The following is a 17,375-nucleotide window of genomic DNA, read 5'->3' as shown; positions in this document are numbered from 1 at the left end:
CCATTGACACAACATCCGGTTGCAATTTACAAAGACCATTTAAAGCCTTTTCTGTTCAGTAAGCTTGAAGAATTCATCGTTTTGGGCTATAAAGATGTAGATTTAGAGGAATTATGGTCATACTTAGAGAATAAGAAGTGGAAGAAAAAACAAGAGTATCCGATTCATGAAATGGTTGCAGATATTTTATCTGTGAAAATTGGCGAATTTATGAACTATGCAACCGTTCAGTCGTTTAAAACGTCTGCTTTTTTGGACAGTGAAGATGGCAAGAATATGCTAGATGAACTGTTGAAATAAGCCATCTTAATGGATTCAGGTGTTTAAGGAGGAAATACATAATGAAAAAAGGGCGCATTCTTGCGTTTTTCTTAGTGGTTCTGTTAATCGGAACTGGCGTAGGCTTACTAACAAAGCCTGTTGCGAAAGATATGACGCTAGGGCTGGATTTGCAGGGTGGATTTGAAGTCCTGTATGATGTACATCCAGTGAAAAAAGAGGACAAGATTACAAATAGTGTCCTCGTCAGTACAGTGGAGGCTTTAAACCGAAGAGCCAATGTGCTAGGTGTAAGTGAGCCGAACATCTCGATTGAAGGCAACAATCGTATCCGCGTGCAACTTGCGGGGGTAAAAGATCAAAACAGAGCTAGGGAGATTCTTTCCACTGAAGCACAGCTATCCTTCAGAGATACGAATGATAAAGAACTCCTAAACGGGGCTGACTTGGTCGAAAACAGTGCAAAACAAACATTCAGTCAAACGAATGAGCCAATTGTGACGGTTAAACTAAAGGATGCGAAAAAATTTGGTGACGTCACAAGAAAAGTAGCGGCGATGGCGCCGAATAACCAGCTTGTCATTTGGCTTGATTACCACAAAGGAGATTCCTTCAAAAAAGAAGTCTCAAAATCAAACCACAAGTATGTCTCTGCGCCGAATGTGAACCAAGAAATTAACAGCAGTGACGTGCAAATTGAAGGGAAATTTACTGTCCAAGAGGCAAAGGACCTTGCAAGTATTTTAAATGCTGGGGCATTGCCAGTGAAATTAACAGAAAAATATTCAACATCTGTGAGTGCACAGTTTGGTGAACAAGCACTAAACGAAACGGTGTTCGCAGGAATTGTAGGAATCGCATTTATCTTCTTATTCATGCTGCTTTATTACCGATTACCTGGTCTTATTGCTGTCATCACACTTTCAGCTTATATTTACATTACGCTTCAAGTGTTTGACTGGATGGGTGCAGTCATGACTCTGCCTGGAATTGCGGCACTGATTCTAGGGGTAGGGATGGCTGTTGATGCCAACATTATTACTTATGAGCGGATCAAAGAAGAACTCAAGCTCGGCAAATCTGTCCGTTCTGCTTTTAGATCAGGGAACCGCCGATCATTTGCGACCATCTTTGATGCAAACTTAACAAGTATCATTGCCGGCGGCGTGCTGTTCTTCTTCGGGACAAGCTCTGTAAAAGGATTTGCAACGATGCTCATCCTCTCGATTTTAACAAGCTTTATCACAGCTGTCTTCCTATCAAGATTCCTTCTTGGTCTTCTTGTTGAAAGCCGCTATCTTGACCGGAGAAAAAGCTGGTTTGGTGTTCGTCAAAAAGACATTATGAACATTCACGAAACAACAGAAAATACCGAGCCGAAAACGCCATTTGATAAGTGGGATTTCGTCAGCAAACGTAAAGGATTTATGATTTTCTCAGCTACTATCACCATTGCGGGAATCATCGTTCTTTCCATCTTCAAGCTGAATGCCGGAATTGACTTTACAAGTGGAACTAGAATTGATATCCAAAGTGATCACAAGCTGTCAACTGAACAAATCGAGCAAGACTTTAAAAAACTGGACCTTGAGACAGACAGTGTCGTGTTATCGGGTCAAAAAGAAAATCAGGCAGCAGCGAGATTTGTCGGTGTGCCGAACAAAGAAAAGATTGCTGAAGTGAAAGATTACTTTAAAGATAAATACGGAACGGAGCCGAACGTAAGTACAGTGTCTCCGACTGTTGGAAAAGAACTTGCCCGAAATGCATTATATGCTGTCATCATTGCTTCAATCGGGATCATTTTATATGTATCCATTCGTTTTGAATATAAAATGGCAATTGCAGCGATTATCTCACTACTATATGATGCGTTCTTTATCGTGGCCTTCTTTAGTATTACGCGTTTAGAGGTGGACGTCACCTTCATTGCGGCGATTCTCACAGTCATCGGATATTCGATCAACGACACGATCGTCACCTTTGACAGGGTTCGTGAACAAATGAAGAAACGCAAACCAAAAACCATTGAAGATCTTTCGTACATTGTGAACTTGAGTTTACAGCAAACCTTTACGCGATCTGTCAACACGGTATTAACCGTACTTGTCGTTGTGATCGCACTGCTTATCTTTGGATCAGCATCTATTACAAACTTCTCCATCGCCTTACTTGTCGGTCTGTTAACAGGGGTGTACTCATCTCTATATATCGCAGCGCAAATTTGGCTCATGTGGAAAGGCCGTGAGATGAAAAAACCGGCGAAGATTGATACTGAGCAAGATATTTAATGTAGCGAGACTGCCTAATTGGCAGTCTTTTTCTGTAGTTTCTCCGGATCAGCAGTCGATTCGAAAAAAACATTTCGGGTTTCATTGATCTTGAAATGGTCTTTTGCTATAATGACATACGTTTAGATCAGTATAGAAAGCAAGTGTCCGTTTGAGGCATTTGGCTTTATTCATTGGAGGGGCTGTTATGAAGGTTCGGGAAACTGAACTGCCAGGTATCGGTCACAAAGCCGAAATGATCACAAGAAATAATGAGAAGCTTGCCATCATTACACACGATGACGGCAGAAGAGAAATGTATCATTTTCAAGAGGACGACCATGAAGAATCTATTTCTGGTATTTTGCTAAACGATGAAGAAGCAAGACAAATTGCAGCTATTTTAGGCGGCATGGTATATAAGCCGAAAGCGCTTGAAACTGTAGAGGTAGCCATTGATGAACTGATGATTGAATGGTTTAAGATTGAAAAGAATGCACCAGCTGTTCAGCAGACAATCGGAGACCTCAATGTCCGCCAAAACTATCAAGTAACAGTCATCGCTATCGTGAGAAAATCACATGAGAAGATTTTAAATCCAGGACCTGATACGGTCATTGAAGAAGGGGATACCCTTGTTATTTCTGGAGAAAGACAAGAAATAAAGAACCTCATTAAAGAAAAACTCAGCAGCTAATCATGCCCATGCTGATAGATTTTCTTCCGCTCTTTTCTTTCTGTGTTTAAAAAGGACAAGGAAAAGGGAAGAATAAAAGAAAAAGCTTGGGGGATATGTAGATGAACAAACAACAATGGACCATCATACTCGCATTTATTTTCGTATTAATTGTCTCAGTATTTGCCGTGATCAATGTGCGGCCAGTGCAAGTTGACTACTTATTTGGAACGGCTGAATGGCCGCTGATTCTTGTCATTATTGGTTCTGTGCTAATGGGCGGACTCATTGTGGCTTTTGCAGGGATTTTCCAAATTGTGAAACTAAAACGTGAACTAAGGGCTTTAAAAGCTGAGCGTGCAGCCGCACCTGCACCTGCTGCTTCGAATAAAAAGATCGACAAAGACGTTCAAAAGAAACCGAATGTGACGCCTTTAAAAGAACAGCCAGCATCATTTGACCGGAAGGAAAAATAATCTTCCAGCACAATTTCATAAAATAAAAATTGAAACCCCTCAGGCCACTCTAGTATAATAGTGTGGTTGAGGGGTGAATTTATGTTATTATCCAAAATGCGCTGGGAATATGAACATCCAAGCGAAGAAAAAGTGAAATCACTCTCTGAAAATCTGAATATTTCAGCGCTGACTGCATCGCTTCTTGTAAAAAGAGGACTCGAAGAAGTAGAAGAAGCGAGGTCTTTTTTATTTGATCAAAAAGCCGAATTTCATGATCCATTTCTATTAAAAGGAATGAAAGAAGCAGTAGAGCGCATCAACAAAGCGATCGAAGAGCAGGAATCGATTGTGATCTTCGGAGACTATGATGCGGATGGTGTGACAAGTACGTCTGTGCTTTTACATACATTAAAAGAGCGATCTGCGAAAGTAGACTTTTATATTCCAGATCGATTTAAAGAAGGCTACGGGCCTAATGAACAGGCTTTCCGATATATCAAAGAGCAAGGCGCATCGCTTGTCATCACGGTCGATACAGGCATTGCAGCTGTAAATGAAGCACGTATTGCAAAAGAAATAGGGTTAGACCTGATCATTACAGATCACCATGAACCAAGTGAGGAGCTGCCTGAGGCATTTGCGATTGTCCATCCTAAGCAGCCGGGCTGTGAGTATCCCTTTAAAGAACTTGCCGGTGTAGGCGTAGCGTTTAAAGTGGCGCATGCACTCCTTGGAAAGCTGCCAGCTCAGCTGTTAGATCTTGCGGCAATTGGGACAATAGCGGATCTTGTGCCGCTTCATGATGAGAATAGATGGCTCGCCAAAAAAGGGCTTGTGCAGCTTAGGCAGTCGAATAGACCGGGGCTGAAAGCGTTATTGAAAGAAGCGGGAGCTACTCTTGAAGAAGCAAATGAAGAAACGGTCGGCTTTCAAATTGCGCCAAGGCTGAATGCTGTAGGGCGAATTGAACAGGCAGATCCAGCTGTTCATCTTCTCATGACAGAGGATAAGGATGAAGCAGAAGAGCTCGCTCGTTTTGTACAAGAACTCAATAAAGAACGTCAAAAAATTGTGAGTACAATCACAGAAGAAGCCATTCAAATGGTTGAAGAGACAGGTGATGACCAGTCTGCGATCGTTGTAGCGAAAGCTGGCTGGAATCCGGGTGTTGTCGGAATTGTTGCTTCTAAATTGACGGATAGATTTTCTCGTCCGGCGATTGTGCTTGGAATAGATGAAGAGACGCAAATGGCAAAAGGATCAGCGCGGAGTATTCCTGGCTTCGATCTATTTTCCCATTTAAGCAAATGCCGTGACATTCTGCCGCATTTCGGCGGGCACCCGATGGCTGCGGGTATGACACTTCGAGCGGATGATGTTCCTTTACTAAGAGAAAGATTAAATCAATATGCGAATGAAACGTTGACAGAAGAAGATTTTATTCCGATTCAGCGGGTCGATGCCGTATGCAAGGTAGACGAATTGACGGTTGAAGCGATTGAAGAAGTGGGGATGCTGTCACCATTTGGCATGCAGAATCCAAAGCCGTTCATCATGATTGAAGATGCGAGGCTTGAAGAGATTCGAACGATTGGGGCAAATCAGAATCATATTAAAATGTCTCTGAAAGACGAAGACAAGCTGCTTGACTGTGTCGGTTTTCATCAAGGTCAATTAAAAGAAGAAATTGTCACAGGTAGCCGCATTTCCGTAATTGGTGAAATGTCCATCAATGAATGGAATAACCGGAAGAAACCTCAGCTTATGCTAAAAGATGCCCGAGTAGATGAATGGCAGCTGTTTGATTTGCGCGGCAAAAAGGATTGGGAAAAGACAATCTCCACGCTTGATCCAGAAAAATATGTGGTGGTCTGTTTTGACGAAGAAACAAAACAGGAAGTCAATATCCCAATTTATCATGTCCATGCAGAAAATGTTTCAACGTTCGATGTAGAGGGCAAGTATATCGTCTTTGCGGATGTTCCTGCAGATGAGCATTTGCTAAGGCAGCTTTTAGAAAACCAAAAGCCAGCTAGAGTTTATACGGTTTTTCAAAGAAAAGAAGATCATTTTATGTCTTCTTTCCCTAGCCGTGATCAATTCAAATGGTTTTATGGATTCTTGTTAAAACGAGGAAGTTTCCCCCTCAAAGAACAAGGAATGGAGCTTGCCAAACATAGAGGCTGGACAAAAGATACAATCATTTTTATGACAAAGGTGTTTTTTGAACTCGATTTTGTTAAAATAGAGAATGGTGTGCTGTCAATAGTACGTGATGCCCCTAAAAAAGATTTAACGGCATCAGCATCCTATACAGCAAAACAACGATTGATGGAACTCGATCAAACACTAACATATTCCTCAGCCAAAGAGCTGAAGGAATGGCTGAATAGCATGATGAGCGAAGTCTCACCTGTGCTTTGACGTACGAGGAGGAAAAGGAAAAGATGGATTTAAAACAATATGTGACAGTTGTACCTGACTACCCAAAGGAAGGTGTACAATTTAAAGATATTACAACGTTAATGGATAAAGGCGAAGTGTACCGTTATGCAACGGATCAAATCGTTGAATACGCAAAGGAAAGAGACATTGATCTCATTGTTGGACCTGAAGCGCGTGGATTCATTATTGGCTGCCCTGTAGCATACGCACTAGGTGTAGGTTTTGCACCAGTTCGTAAAGAAGGAAAGCTTCCTCGTGAAGTCGTTAAAGTCGATTACGGCTTAGAATATGGTAAAGATGTATTAACGATTCATAAAGATGCGATTCGTCCTGGTCAGCGTGTCCTGATTACAGATGACTTACTTGCGACTGGTGGAACAATTGAAGCATCCATCAAGCTTGTAGAGGAATTAGGCGGCGTTGTGGCAGGAATTGCATTCTTGATTGAGTTGACGTATCTGGACGGCAGAAAGAAGCTTGACGGTTACGACATCTTGACGTTAATGCAATACTAATGGAGTTTTACGCAAAAAGCACTCGGTAAGAAGGGTGCTTTTTTCCTATCAAAAATCTTTTAGCGGACTTCTTCTCTTTACATCTATCGAATTTTTCTTGATAATAAACTACAATACAGTTTTCATTTAAAAAGGTGATTCCATGGCGAACGAACAAGTTTTAACGGCGCAGCAGGTCATTGACAAGGCAAGAGAATACCTGTCCGCTGAACATATTCAATTTATAGAGCAAGCATATGAATATGCTGAAAATGCACACAAGGAGCAATACCGGAAATCTGGTGAGCCTTATATTATCCATCCAATTCAAGTGGCGGGGATTCTTGTTGACCTTGAAATGGACCCATCGACCATTGCAGGCGGTTTCCTGCACGATGTTGTCGAGGATACGGATGTGACATTACAGGATTTAAAAGAGCATTTTAACGAAGAAGTTGCGATGCTTGTTGATGGTGTGACAAAGCTCGGGAAGATTAAATATAAATCACAAGAAGAACAGCAGGCCGAAAACCATCGAAAAATGTTTGTGGCAATGGCGCAGGATATACGCGTCATCTTAATTAAACTGGCAGACCGTCTGCACAATATGAGAACGCTCAAACACCTTCCTCAGGAGAAGCAGCGAAGAATTTCAAATGAAACACTTGAAATCTTTGCACCGCTTGCGCACAGATTAGGGATTTCAAAGATTAAGTGGGAGCTTGAAGATACAGCGCTCCGTTACTTAAATCCGCAGCAATATTACCGGATCGTGAATCTCATGAAGCGCAAACGAGCGGAACGTGAGGAATACTTGGACGAGGTTGTTAATGAAGTGAAAGACCGTGTGTCAGAGGTGAACATCAAGGCTGAATTTTCCGGCAGACCAAAGCATATTTATAGTATTTATCGCAAAATGGTCCTGCAAAATAAGCAGTTTAATGAAATTTATGATCTGCTGGCCGTTCGTATTTTGGTTGACAGCATTAAAGACTGCTATGCCGTGCTCGGGATTATCCATACATGCTGGAAGCCGATGCCAGGCAGGTTTAAGGATTATATTGCGATGCCAAAGCCGAACATGTACCAATCCCTTCATACAACAGTGATTGGGCCAAAAGGTGACCCGCTTGAAGTTCAGATCCGTACAGTGGAAATGCACGAAATTGCAGAGTACGGAATTGCAGCGCACTGGGCATACAAAGAAGGAAAAGAGTCAGCAGAATCAACGGAGGAAGCTGTCTTCCAGAAGAAGCTCTCTTGGTTTAGAGAAATCCTTGAATTCCAAAATGAATCGACAGATGCAGAAGAATTTATGGAATCATTAAAGATCGATCTCTTCTCTGATATGGTGTTTGTGTTTACACCAAAAGGAGATGTCATTGAACTGCCGTCGGGTTCCGTTCCGATTGACTTCTCTTACCGGATTCACTCGGAAATTGGGAATAAAACGATTGGTGCTAAAGTCAACGGAAAGATGGTCACGCTCGATCATAAATTGAAAACAGGTGACATTATTGAAATTCTGACATCTAAGCACAGCTATGGACCAAGTCAGGATTGGGTCAAACTTGCCCAAACCTCCCAAGCGAAGCACAAGATCAGACAGTTTTTCAAAAAACAGCGCCGTGAAGAAAATGTCGAAAAAGGCCGAGAACTCGTGGAGAAAGAAATCAAAAACCTTGAGTTTGATGTCAAAGACATTCTGACAGATGAAAACCTGCAAAAAGTGGCTGACAAATTTAATTTTTCAAACGAAGAGGACATGTATGCAGCGGTTGGTTATAACGGAATTACTGCACTTCAAGTCGCCAATCGTTTAACAGAAAAAGAAAGAAAACAAAGAGATCAAGAAGAACAAGAGAAAACTGTTCAAGAAGTGACAGTAGAGTCAAAGACGTATCATGGGAAAAAACGAGAAGCAGGCGTAAGAGTCAAAGGGATAGATAACCTGCTTGTCCGCTTATCTAAGTGCTGTAATCCTGTTCCAGGTGATAGCATTGTTGGTTTTATTACGAAAGGCAGGGGCGTATCTGTTCACCGTGATGACTGTCCGAACGTGAAGACAGGAGAAGCGCAGGAACGGTTAATCCCGGTAGAGTGGGAGCATGAACAGCCTGCTCGAAACCGTAAAGAATACAATGTGGAAATTGAAATATTAGGATATGATAGACGCGGCTTACTCAATGAGGTGCTTCAAGCAGTCAATGAAACCAAAACGAACATCTCTTCAGTTTCTGGGAAGTCTGACCGTAACAAAGTGGCGACGATCCATATGGCGATCTTTATCCAAAACATTAACCATTTGCACAAAGTAGTAGAGCGCATTAAACAAATCAAAGACATTTACTCTGTTCGCCGATTCATGAATTAGAAAGGAAGTATATCGTCTATGAGGCTTGTAGTGCAGCGTGTGACAAGTGCATCTGTGAAGGTAGAAGAAGAGATCACAGGTGCCATCAATGAAGGGTATATGGTGCTCGTTGGTGTCACACATGAAGATACAGAAGAAGATGTGCTTTATTTAGCAGAAAAGCTTGCACATTTACGTATTTTTGAAGATGAAAACGGGAAAATGAATCATTCGTTATTGGATGTAAAAGGAAGCGTCCTGTCTGTGTCTCAATTTACCCTTTATGGTGATACGAGAAAGGGCAGACGACCGAATTTTATGAAAGCAGCCAAGCCAGATGCCGCGAACTCCCTTTACGAATGTTTCAATAAAGCCCTTAGAGAAAAAGGCATTCATGTAGAAACTGGCCGCTTTGGCGCGATGATGGATGTGTCATTGACCAATTCAGGGCCCGTCACCATCTGGATGGATAGCAAAGAATAGATTCGCTTTAGACTGTAGATAAACTCATGCAGGAGTTTGTTTAGAGTCTTTTTCTTTTGCGATCAAACAAAAAAGAGGCGCAGAGGCCTCTTTCTTTTTAACGGAAATATTGTTTTAATCCTTCCGTCATTCCTTCTGTGACTCGTTCTTGGTAAGAAGCGCTATAAATGATCGCTTCCTCCTGAGGATTGCTTAAATAGCCGAGTTCATATAAAAGAGAAGGGCGTTTGTTCTCTCTTAAAACAAAATAATCTCCGAATTTGACACCCTTATCAGGGATTTGAGAGCGTTTAGCGACTTCTGTATGGACATTTGTCGCTAATTGCTGGTCTTTTGCTGCTTGATAATAATACGCTGTACTTCCTCTGACACTTGGGTCCATAAAACTATCATAATGAAGACTAATAAATGCATCTGCATTTCTGTAATGAGATGTCGCGACCCTCGATTGAAGGCTGATAAAAGTATCATCACTTCTTGTTAAATAGACATTTGCACCAGAAGCCCTTAATTTGCCTGCAAGTAAATTGGCGGTTTTGATGGTAATGTTCTTTTCAAATGCACCATCTGCGCCAATCGTGCCGCTGTCTTTTCCGCCATGACCAGGATCAAGAACAATCGTTTTTCCTTTTAAAGACCCAGTTCCAGACGATGAATCCTGCTGTGGTCTTGGTGCTTCGCTGCTATTTTTATTCGTTTGAACGACCCAGCTTGCCACATAACCAGTTCCGCCGTTTGATAGTGTCACCTCGTACCAGTCACCTTGCGTGCGAACAATTTGATAGGCAGCGCCTTTTGTGGCTCTTTCTGCAATCCCAGCAGAGGTAGAAGCGCTTTTTCGGATGTTGGTGCCATCGTAGACAATGTACGCTTTCTTTTGGGAAGACGAAGAAGATGAATTCTGTTCACCCGCCGAACTCGCTCCATTGCTTGTGACGATGTAATAGCTTGCAGCCCATCCTTTTACGCCTTTTGCCTCAATTTCATACCAGCCGTTCTGCTCGCGCAAAATGGTGATCTGTGTGTTGCGGGCAAGTGAAGCGACGACTTGTGCATTCGGTGCCGCCGATTGCCTTACATTCAAGCTCGATACGCCAACTGTGCCTGTCTGTTTAGAGCTAGAGGACTCGCCAGAGCTTGATTGAGAAGCTTTTTTGCCGCCTGAAACATAATCAGAGTGAACCCAGCCTACTGCTTGTTTATACGAAATTTTTGTCCATTCGCCGCTTGTTTTCAGCTTTTTAGCGGAAGCGCCTTGCGGGAAAGTTCCGATGACTTGATAGGAAGTTCCAGGGCCTGTCCGTATGCGAAGATCCGAGGCTGTCGATGTAATGGAACTGCTGCCTGATGCGCTCTGATTTTGCGCCTTTGGCTTAGCAGACTTTTTGCTGCCAGATGATGTGGTAATCAGCCATGAGACGACCCAGCCTTTTTGACCGTTCGACAATTGGATCTGCACCCATTCTCCTTGTTTAGTGAGAATGGGATAGCTTTCTCCGCGCTTCACAACAGCTGCGATTCCATAGCTTAAACCAGGGCCCGTTCTCACATTGATTTCATCTGTTGCGACCACAGCTTGATCTGTTTGTGCTGTAGCATGTGTCATAGGCAAAGTACTTGCGATGAGAACAAAACAGGTAAGAAGCATCAACATTTGATTGTGTTTTTTTAGATTCAAAACGGTGTTTTCCCCTCCCTTGTAAAACCGATGAATGTAAATTCGTTATGTAATGGACTAATTCCTTGCAGTTTCCCTAATAAAAATGAATCAATCTGTTTATACTAAATAAAAACGTGATAAAAGGATGTACAAACATGAGATTAAGCAGAAAATTAGGACGAGTGCAATATAATGGACACCGTGATATCGACCGCTGGCAGCACGACGAAATGGATCAACCAGGCTTCCTTGAAGAAACCGCATCTGAATACGGATGTACGTCAAAAGAAGAGCTGGAAAAGAAAAAGAGGCACGGCAAGGGTTGACAGAGTGGCAGCACCGACCTTATTATAATATAAATCAACACACTTGAAAATTTAAAATGTGGAACTGATGATAGAGAATAGTAGGGTAAATTGCGTGAGCAGAGAGGAATCGCCTTAGGCTGAAAGCGAATCCGCATGGCATTTATCACGAAAGAACACTCTGTAGGTTTCCTGCTGAACGCTCTAAAAATGAGTCAATAGGCGGAGAACGTGAATCTGCGTTAAGGATTTGAGCGGGAACATGGCTGGATCATGTTCCAACTAGGGTGGCACCACGGGTATAACTCTCGTCCCTACTATACACATAGTAGAGGCGGGGGTTTTTTATATGTCCACATAAAAAATGAATGATGGTCGTAGGAGGACGAAAAATGAGTTTTAATATTCCAAGAGGCACACAGGATATTTTACCTGGAGAGTCAGAACGCTGGCAGTATGTTGAACAAATTGCAAGAGATACATGTGCAGCCTTTCAATACAAAGAAATCCGTACACCGATTTTTGAGCATACAGAGCTGTTTGCACGGGGAGTAGGCGAATCAACCGATATCGTTCAAAAAGAGATGTATACATTTGAAGATAAAAAGGGACGCAGCATCACCCTTCGTCCAGAGGGAACGGCTTCAACTGTACGTTCTTATGTTGAAAATAAATTATTTGCACAGCCCGCGCAGCCAACAAAGCTGTATTACATTGGACCGATGTTCCGCTATGAACGTCCGCAAACAGGGAGATATCGTCAATTTTATCAATTTGGGATTGAAGCGATCGGTTCAAAGGATCCTGCCATTGATGCAGAAGTCATTTCACTTGCGATGAGTGTTTATGAGAAAGCAGGCCTTTCTAACTTAAAGCTCGTCATTAACAGCCTTGGTGACAAAGAGAGCCGTGCAGACTACCGCAAAGCACTTGTCGAGCACTTTGAGCCAAGAATTGATGAATTCTGTCATGACTGTCAAACCCGTTTACATCAAAATCCGCTGCGAATTCTTGATTGTAAAAAGGATCGTGACCACGAATTGATGGCAACGGCTCCATCCATTCAAGATTACTTAAATGAAGAATCACGGACTTATTTTGAAAAGGTCAAACAATACTTAACAGATATAGGCATTGAATATGTCGTCGATCCGAACTTAGTGCGCGGTCTTGATTACTACAATCACACGGCATTTGAGATCATGAGTAATGCTGAAGGCTTTGGCGCGATTACCACATTAGCCGGCGGAGGCCGTTATGATGGACTTGTTGAAGGAATTGGCGGTCCTGAATCACCAGGAATCGGTTTTGCTATGAGTATTGAGCGTTTCCTAGCAGCAATCGATGCTGAAGGGATTGATCTTCCACTGCAAGATGGCATTGATCTATACATTGCTGCACTCGGTGATGAAGCGAAGGATTACTCTGTTTCATTATTAAATCGTCTGAGAAAAGAAGGCATTTCAAGTGAAATGGACTATACAGGGAAGAAATTAAAAGGGCAATTTAAAGCGGCTGATCGATTAAAAGCCAAGTTTATTGCAGTCCTTGGTGAAGATGAGCTGGCGCAGCGCATTGTGAATGTAAAAGATACGACAACGGGTGAACAAATTGAAGTGAAGCTTGATGAGCTGATTCAAATGATGAAGGCCCACAAGAAGGCGTAAAGAAGGAGTGGAATGTTTGTGTTTGGTAGAACTTTTTATTGTGGAGAAGTAACAGAAGACCAAATCGGTCAAACCGTTGTATTAAAAGGATGGGTTCAAAAAAGACGTGACCTTGGCGGATTAATCTTTATTGATCTGCGCGACCGTACAGGGATTGTACAAGCTGTCTTCAATCCAGACCTATCAAAAGAGGCGCTTGAGACAGCAGAATCGATTCGTAATGAATATGTCCTTGATATTAAAGGAACGGTTGTCGCAAGAGAAGACGCAACGATCAACCCAAATTTAAAAACAGGGAAAATTGAAATTCAAGTCGAAACGGTCAGCGTGTTAAATGAAGCGAAGACCCCTCCTTTTGTGATTTCAGATCAAGCAGACGAGGTATCAGAAGATGTGCGCTTAAAATACCGTTACTTAGACCTTCGCCGTCCTGCTATGTTTGAAACGATGAAAATGCGACATGAAGTCACAAAAGCATTCCGCCATTTCTTAGATGATAACGGCTTTCTAGATATTGAAACACCGATTTTAACAAAAAGTACGCCAGAGGGAGCACGTGACTATCTTGTTCCAAGCCGTGTACATGAGGGAGAATTCTATGCCTTGCCTCAGTCTCCGCAATTATTTAAACAATTGCTGATGGTCTCAGGGATGGATCGTTACTATCAAATTGCCCGCTGCTTTAGAGATGAAGACTTGCGTGCGGACCGTCAGCCGGAATTCACACAAGTCGATATTGAAATGTCCTTTATGAGTCAAGAGGACATTATGACGCTTGCCGAAGAGATGATGGCAAAGGTGATGAAAGATGTCAAAGGCGTAGACCTGACATTGCCATTACCCCGTATGACATATGATGAAGCGATGAATTCTTATGGATCTGATAAGCCAGATACACGTTTTGAGATGAAGCTTGTCAACATTTCAGATACGGTAAAAGATTCCGATTTCAAAGTCTTTAGCGGAGCTGTGAAAAATGGTGGAGCTGTGAAAGCCATCAATGTAAAAGGTGCTGCAGCGAACTACTCAAGAAAAGACATTGATGCCCTTGGTGCATTTGCAGCGAACTACGGTGCAAAAGGTCTAGCTTGGCTAAAAGCAGAAGGGGCAGAATTAAAAGGACCGATTGCTAAATTCTTTGATGAAGCAAAGCAGGCAGAATTAAAGGAGCAGCTGCAAGTCGAAGAAGGTGACCTGTTACTTTTTGTTGCAGATAAGACGTCTGTTGTCCATGATGCACTTGGTGCCCTTCGCCTAAAACTCGGCAAAGAGCTTGAACTCATTGATGAGTCTCTATTCAACTTCTTATGGGTTGTTGATTGGCCGCTGCTTGAAAAAGATGAAGAAGAAGGCCGCTTCTATGCTGCCCATCATCCTTTCACAATGCCAGTACGCGACGATCTTGAATTAATTGAGACAAGCCCAGAAGACATGAAGGCACAGGCTTACGATCTTGTACTGAATGGCTATGAGCTTGGCGGAGGTTCGATTCGTATTTTCGAAAAGGATATTCAAGAAAAAATGTTTAGCTTACTTGGGTTTTCAAAAGAAGAGGCATATGAACAATTCGGCTTCCTTCTAGATGCTTTTGAGCATGGAGTTCCTCCGCATGGCGGAATCGCGCTTGGTCTTGACCGCTTAGTGATGCTGCTTGCCGGCCGCTCTAACCTAAGAGATACCATTGCGTTCCCGAAAACGGCAAGTGCGAGCTGTGTGCTTACAGATGCTCCTGGCACTGTAAGCGAAGCGCAGCTTGATGAGCTAAGTTTAGCCATTAAAACAAAAGTAAAACAGTAAAATAGACGCATGGTTATGGGCATGTAAACGCTTGAAAAAGCGGCATGCCTATGATATGCTTTCTTCAATCAATAAATAAAGTCCTGATACGTACGGTGGTTACCTAGTTTTGACCGAACATTTTTTTATACGGGAGCTTGCCTTTCCTTTCTGCATAAATGCCTCTTTAGAGGACTTATAAAGTCAGGAAGAAAGCACCCACCTGCATGGTGCGGGGTTCAAAACGAAGGAAAAGCTGGCGGCGTTGTCGGGACTTTTTTGTGTTTTTTTCTTTTTCAGAAGGATGACGAAGAAGTTTGAATATGATATGATTCTTTCGATTCATTTTAAATAAAGGTGGAGTGAGGCACTTGTTACATCAGTTTTCAAGAAACGAGCTTGCTATAGGCAAGGAAGGCTTAGATATATTAAAAAACAGTACAGTTGCAGTGCTTGGTGTGGGCGGCGTTGGCTCATTTGCAGTTGAGGCACTCGCTCGTTCAGGCGTTGGCCGTATTGTTCTTGTTGATAAAGATGATATTGATATTACAAATGTGAACCGTCAGCTTCCAGCGTTGCTTTCAACAGTTGGTCAGCCAAAGGTTGACTTAATGCAGGCGAGAATCGCTGATATTAATCCGGAATGTGAAGTAGTTGCACTAAAGATGTTTTATACAGAGGAAACATATGAGCAATTTTTTGAGTATCCGCTTGATTATGTCATCGATGCGTCAGATACGATTCACTATAAAATTCATTTAATGAAAGAGTGCCTGAAACGCAATGTGAACATCATTTCGAGTATGGGTGCTGCAAACAAAACAGATCCGACCCGCTTCAAAATTGATGATATTTCAAAAACACATACCGACCCAATTGCAAAAGTCGTGAGAACGCGTCTGCGCAAAGAAGGGATTCGTAAAGGAATTGAAGTCATTTTCTCTGATGAAAGTCCGATTGTGATTCGCGAAGATGTCAGAAAAGAAGTTGGAAATGATGAAGCGAAGATTCGAAAGGCACAAATGCCGCCATCATCCAATGCGTTCGTCCCGTCTGTTGCAGGGCTGATCATGGGTGGTCATGTCATTATGCAGCTCTTAAAAGATATTCCAATTACACGTGTGAAGGATAAATAAACAGCCCACCTGCTAACATGCAGGGGGCTTTTTTTATTTTTGGCGTTTTAAATTCTCATATACCTGTTTCAGTGCGCCTTCAAATTTGCCTGTTTGCTTCGGTTCATAGTATTGCTTGTTTTTCAGCGGATCAGGTAAGTATTGCTGCTTCACCCAGCCGTTTTCATAATCGTGTGGGTATAAGTAATCGACACCTCTGCCGAGTGCTGTAGCTCCTTTGTAGTGAGCATCCTTTAAATGAACAGGGATTTCACCAATTTTCCCTGATCGAATGTCACTGAGCGCCGCATCAACCGCCTTATATGCTGAGTTGGACTTAGGAGAAAGACACAGTTCAATGACTGCGTTAGCCAGCGGAATGCGTGCTTCCGGGAAGCCGACTCTTTCTGCTGTTTGAACAGCGCTTAACACACGAGGACCGGCCTGCGGACTAGCTAAACCAATATCCTCGTAAGCCATCACGAGTAATCTCCTTGAAATGCTTTCAAGGTCTCCTGCTTCAATCAGTCTGGCAAGGTAATGCAGCGCCGCATCTGCGTCAGATCCTCTAATGGATTTTTGAAAAGCCGAGAGGACATCATAATGAGCATCACCATTCTTATCATGTGAGAAGCTCTTTTTTTGTAAACATTCTTCTGCTGCGGCAAGAGTGATCATAATATGCCCAGCCTCATCTGCTTTTGTCGATAAGACAGCTAATTCTAACGCATTTAAAGCAGAGCGTACGTCTCCACCGCATCCATTGGCAAAATGATTCATCGCTTCATCGTCCACTGTCACCTCATAACCGCCAAGCCCGCGATGTTCATCCTGTAACGCTCTTGTTAACGCAGCTTTGATTTGCTCTGTTTCAAGCGGTTTTAGCTCAAATATTTGTGTCCGGCTTCGGATGGCAGGGTTGATCGCATGATAGGGGTTAGCCGTCGTTGCGCCAATTAAAATGATCATGCCATTTTCTAAATAAGGAAGAAGGAAATCCTGCTTTCCTTTATCAAGCCTGTGAACCTCGTCTAAAATAAGGATGACCTGGCCGCTCATTTTCGCTTCAGCGGCGACAGCTTCCATATCCTTTTTGTTATGAATGACTGCATTCAATGTCCGAAACGCAATGCTTGTGCTTCCAGCGATCGCGGTCGCAATCGATGTTTTGCCGATGCCCGGCGGTCCGTATAAAATCATCGAGGATAAATGTTTTGCCTCGACCATTCGTCTAATAATTTGACCTTCTCCAACGAGATGCTCCTGCCCAATGATGTCTTCAATATGACTTGGGCGCATCCGGTACGCTAAAGGTTTCATGATTATCTCTCCTAAAGCAATGTCTTGTTTGTATAGAGTACCGAAATTTCTTCAAATAGAAAAGGGATGCGTCC

At 42.6% G+C, this 17,375-nt stretch carries 14 protein-coding genes, 1 other RNA gene and 1 other annotated feature; of the genes, 13 read left to right on the top strand and 2 right to left on the bottom strand.

The window, feature by feature from the left end:
• Nucleotides 1-3 precede the first annotated feature (3 nt).
• The 8 genes from MHH26_RS10910 (at nucleotide 4) to dtd (ending at nucleotide 9,458) form a co-directional block, all read left to right on the top strand.
• On the top strand, nucleotides 4-300 hold the full coding sequence (locus MHH26_RS10910) for a post-transcriptional regulator (RefSeq protein WP_340973438.1): 297 nt from the start codon (nucleotides 4-6) through the stop codon (nucleotides 298-300).
• 41 nt (nucleotides 301-341) lie between these two features.
• Entirely contained in the window at nucleotides 342-2,570 is a 2,229-nt protein-coding gene (gene secDF, locus MHH26_RS10905; protein WP_034661556.1) for a protein translocase subunit SecDF, read from the top strand.
• A gap of 187 nt (nucleotides 2,571-2,757) precedes the next feature.
• Nucleotides 2,758-3,246 (top strand): cation:proton antiporter regulatory subunit, encoded by a 489-nt coding sequence (locus MHH26_RS10900; protein WP_106039602.1) that lies wholly within the window; start codon nucleotides 2,758-2,760, stop codon nucleotides 3,244-3,246.
• A 101-nt stretch (nucleotides 3,247-3,347) separates the two neighbouring features.
• A complete protein-coding gene (locus MHH26_RS10895) occupies nucleotides 3,348-3,701 on the top strand; it encodes a LapA family protein (protein WP_334749904.1) in 354 nt (117 codons plus the stop codon).
• 81 nt (nucleotides 3,702-3,782) lie between these two features.
• Nucleotides 3,783-6,107, top strand: coding sequence for a single-stranded-DNA-specific exonuclease RecJ (gene recJ / locus MHH26_RS10890; RefSeq protein ID WP_340973436.1), 2,325 nt, complete (start codon nucleotides 3,783-3,785; stop codon nucleotides 6,105-6,107).
• A 23-nt stretch (nucleotides 6,108-6,130) separates the two neighbouring features.
• Nucleotides 6,131-6,643 (top strand): adenine phosphoribosyltransferase, encoded by a 513-nt coding sequence (locus MHH26_RS10885; protein WP_034661543.1) that lies wholly within the window; start codon nucleotides 6,131-6,133, stop codon nucleotides 6,641-6,643.
• Between the two features lie 142 nt (nucleotides 6,644-6,785).
• Nucleotides 6,786-8,996, top strand: coding sequence for a RelA/SpoT family protein (locus MHH26_RS10880; protein ID WP_307499997.1), 2,211 nt, complete (start codon nucleotides 6,786-6,788; stop codon nucleotides 8,994-8,996).
• Nucleotides 8,997-9,014: 18 nt separating this feature from the next.
• On the top strand, nucleotides 9,015-9,458 hold the full coding sequence (dtd, locus tag MHH26_RS10875; RefSeq protein ID WP_060596866.1) for a D-aminoacyl-tRNA deacylase: 444 nt from the start codon (nucleotides 9,015-9,017) through the stop codon (nucleotides 9,456-9,458).
• Between the two features lie 97 nt (nucleotides 9,459-9,555).
• On the opposite strand, the gene MHH26_RS10870 is transcribed toward dtd, so the two are convergent.
• Nucleotides 9,556-11,112, bottom strand: coding sequence for an SH3 domain-containing protein (locus MHH26_RS10870; RefSeq protein WP_370876316.1), 1,557 nt, complete (start codon nucleotides 11,110-11,112; stop codon nucleotides 9,556-9,558).
• Nucleotides 11,113-11,273: 161 nt separating this feature from the next.
• Here MHH26_RS10870 and MHH26_RS10865 point away from each other — a divergent pair, with 161 nt between their 5' ends.
• The 5 genes from MHH26_RS10865 (at nucleotide 11,274) to MHH26_RS10845 (ending at nucleotide 16,002) form a co-directional block, all read left to right on the top strand.
• The gene (locus MHH26_RS10865; protein WP_003216250.1) at nucleotides 11,274-11,444 is read left to right on the top strand and encodes a YrzK family protein; all 171 of its coding nucleotides are present in this window, start codon (nucleotides 11,274-11,276) and stop codon (nucleotides 11,442-11,444) included.
• A gap of 58 nt (nucleotides 11,445-11,502) precedes the next feature.
• Nucleotides 11,503-11,742 (top strand) — a binding site (T-box leader).
• Nucleotides 11,743-11,815: 73 nt separating this feature from the next.
• Complete coding sequence (gene hisS / locus MHH26_RS10860; protein ID WP_034661532.1) at nucleotides 11,816-13,090, top strand: histidine--tRNA ligase; 1,275 nt, start codon at nucleotides 11,816-11,818, stop codon at nucleotides 13,088-13,090.
• 18 nt (nucleotides 13,091-13,108) lie between these two features.
• Nucleotides 13,109-14,887, top strand: a complete 1,779-nt coding sequence (aspS, locus tag MHH26_RS10855; protein ID WP_106037007.1) for an aspartate--tRNA ligase — start codon at nucleotides 13,109-13,111, stop codon at nucleotides 14,885-14,887.
• A gap of 77 nt (nucleotides 14,888-14,964) precedes the next feature.
• Nucleotides 14,965-15,145: non-coding RNA, 6S RNA (ssrS, locus tag MHH26_RS10850), on the top strand.
• Between the two features lie 92 nt (nucleotides 15,146-15,237).
• Nucleotides 15,238-16,002, top strand: a complete 765-nt coding sequence (locus MHH26_RS10845) for a tRNA threonylcarbamoyladenosine dehydratase (protein WP_044140034.1) — start codon at nucleotides 15,238-15,240, stop codon at nucleotides 16,000-16,002.
• A 33-nt stretch (nucleotides 16,003-16,035) separates the two neighbouring features.
• On the opposite strand, the gene MHH26_RS10840 is transcribed toward MHH26_RS10845, so the two are convergent.
• Nucleotides 16,036-17,301, bottom strand: coding sequence for a replication-associated recombination protein A (locus tag MHH26_RS10840; protein WP_307499995.1), 1,266 nt, complete (start codon nucleotides 17,299-17,301; stop codon nucleotides 16,036-16,038).
• Nucleotides 17,302-17,375: the final 74 nt, after the last annotated feature.

This window comes from Bacillus sp. FSL K6-2839 (assembly GCF_038003365.1).
GTDB lineage: Bacteria > Bacillota > Bacilli > Bacillales > Bacillaceae > Bacillus.
The sequence above is the reverse complement of the archived record's forward strand: the minus strand, read 5'-3'. Positions and strand labels throughout refer to the sequence as shown.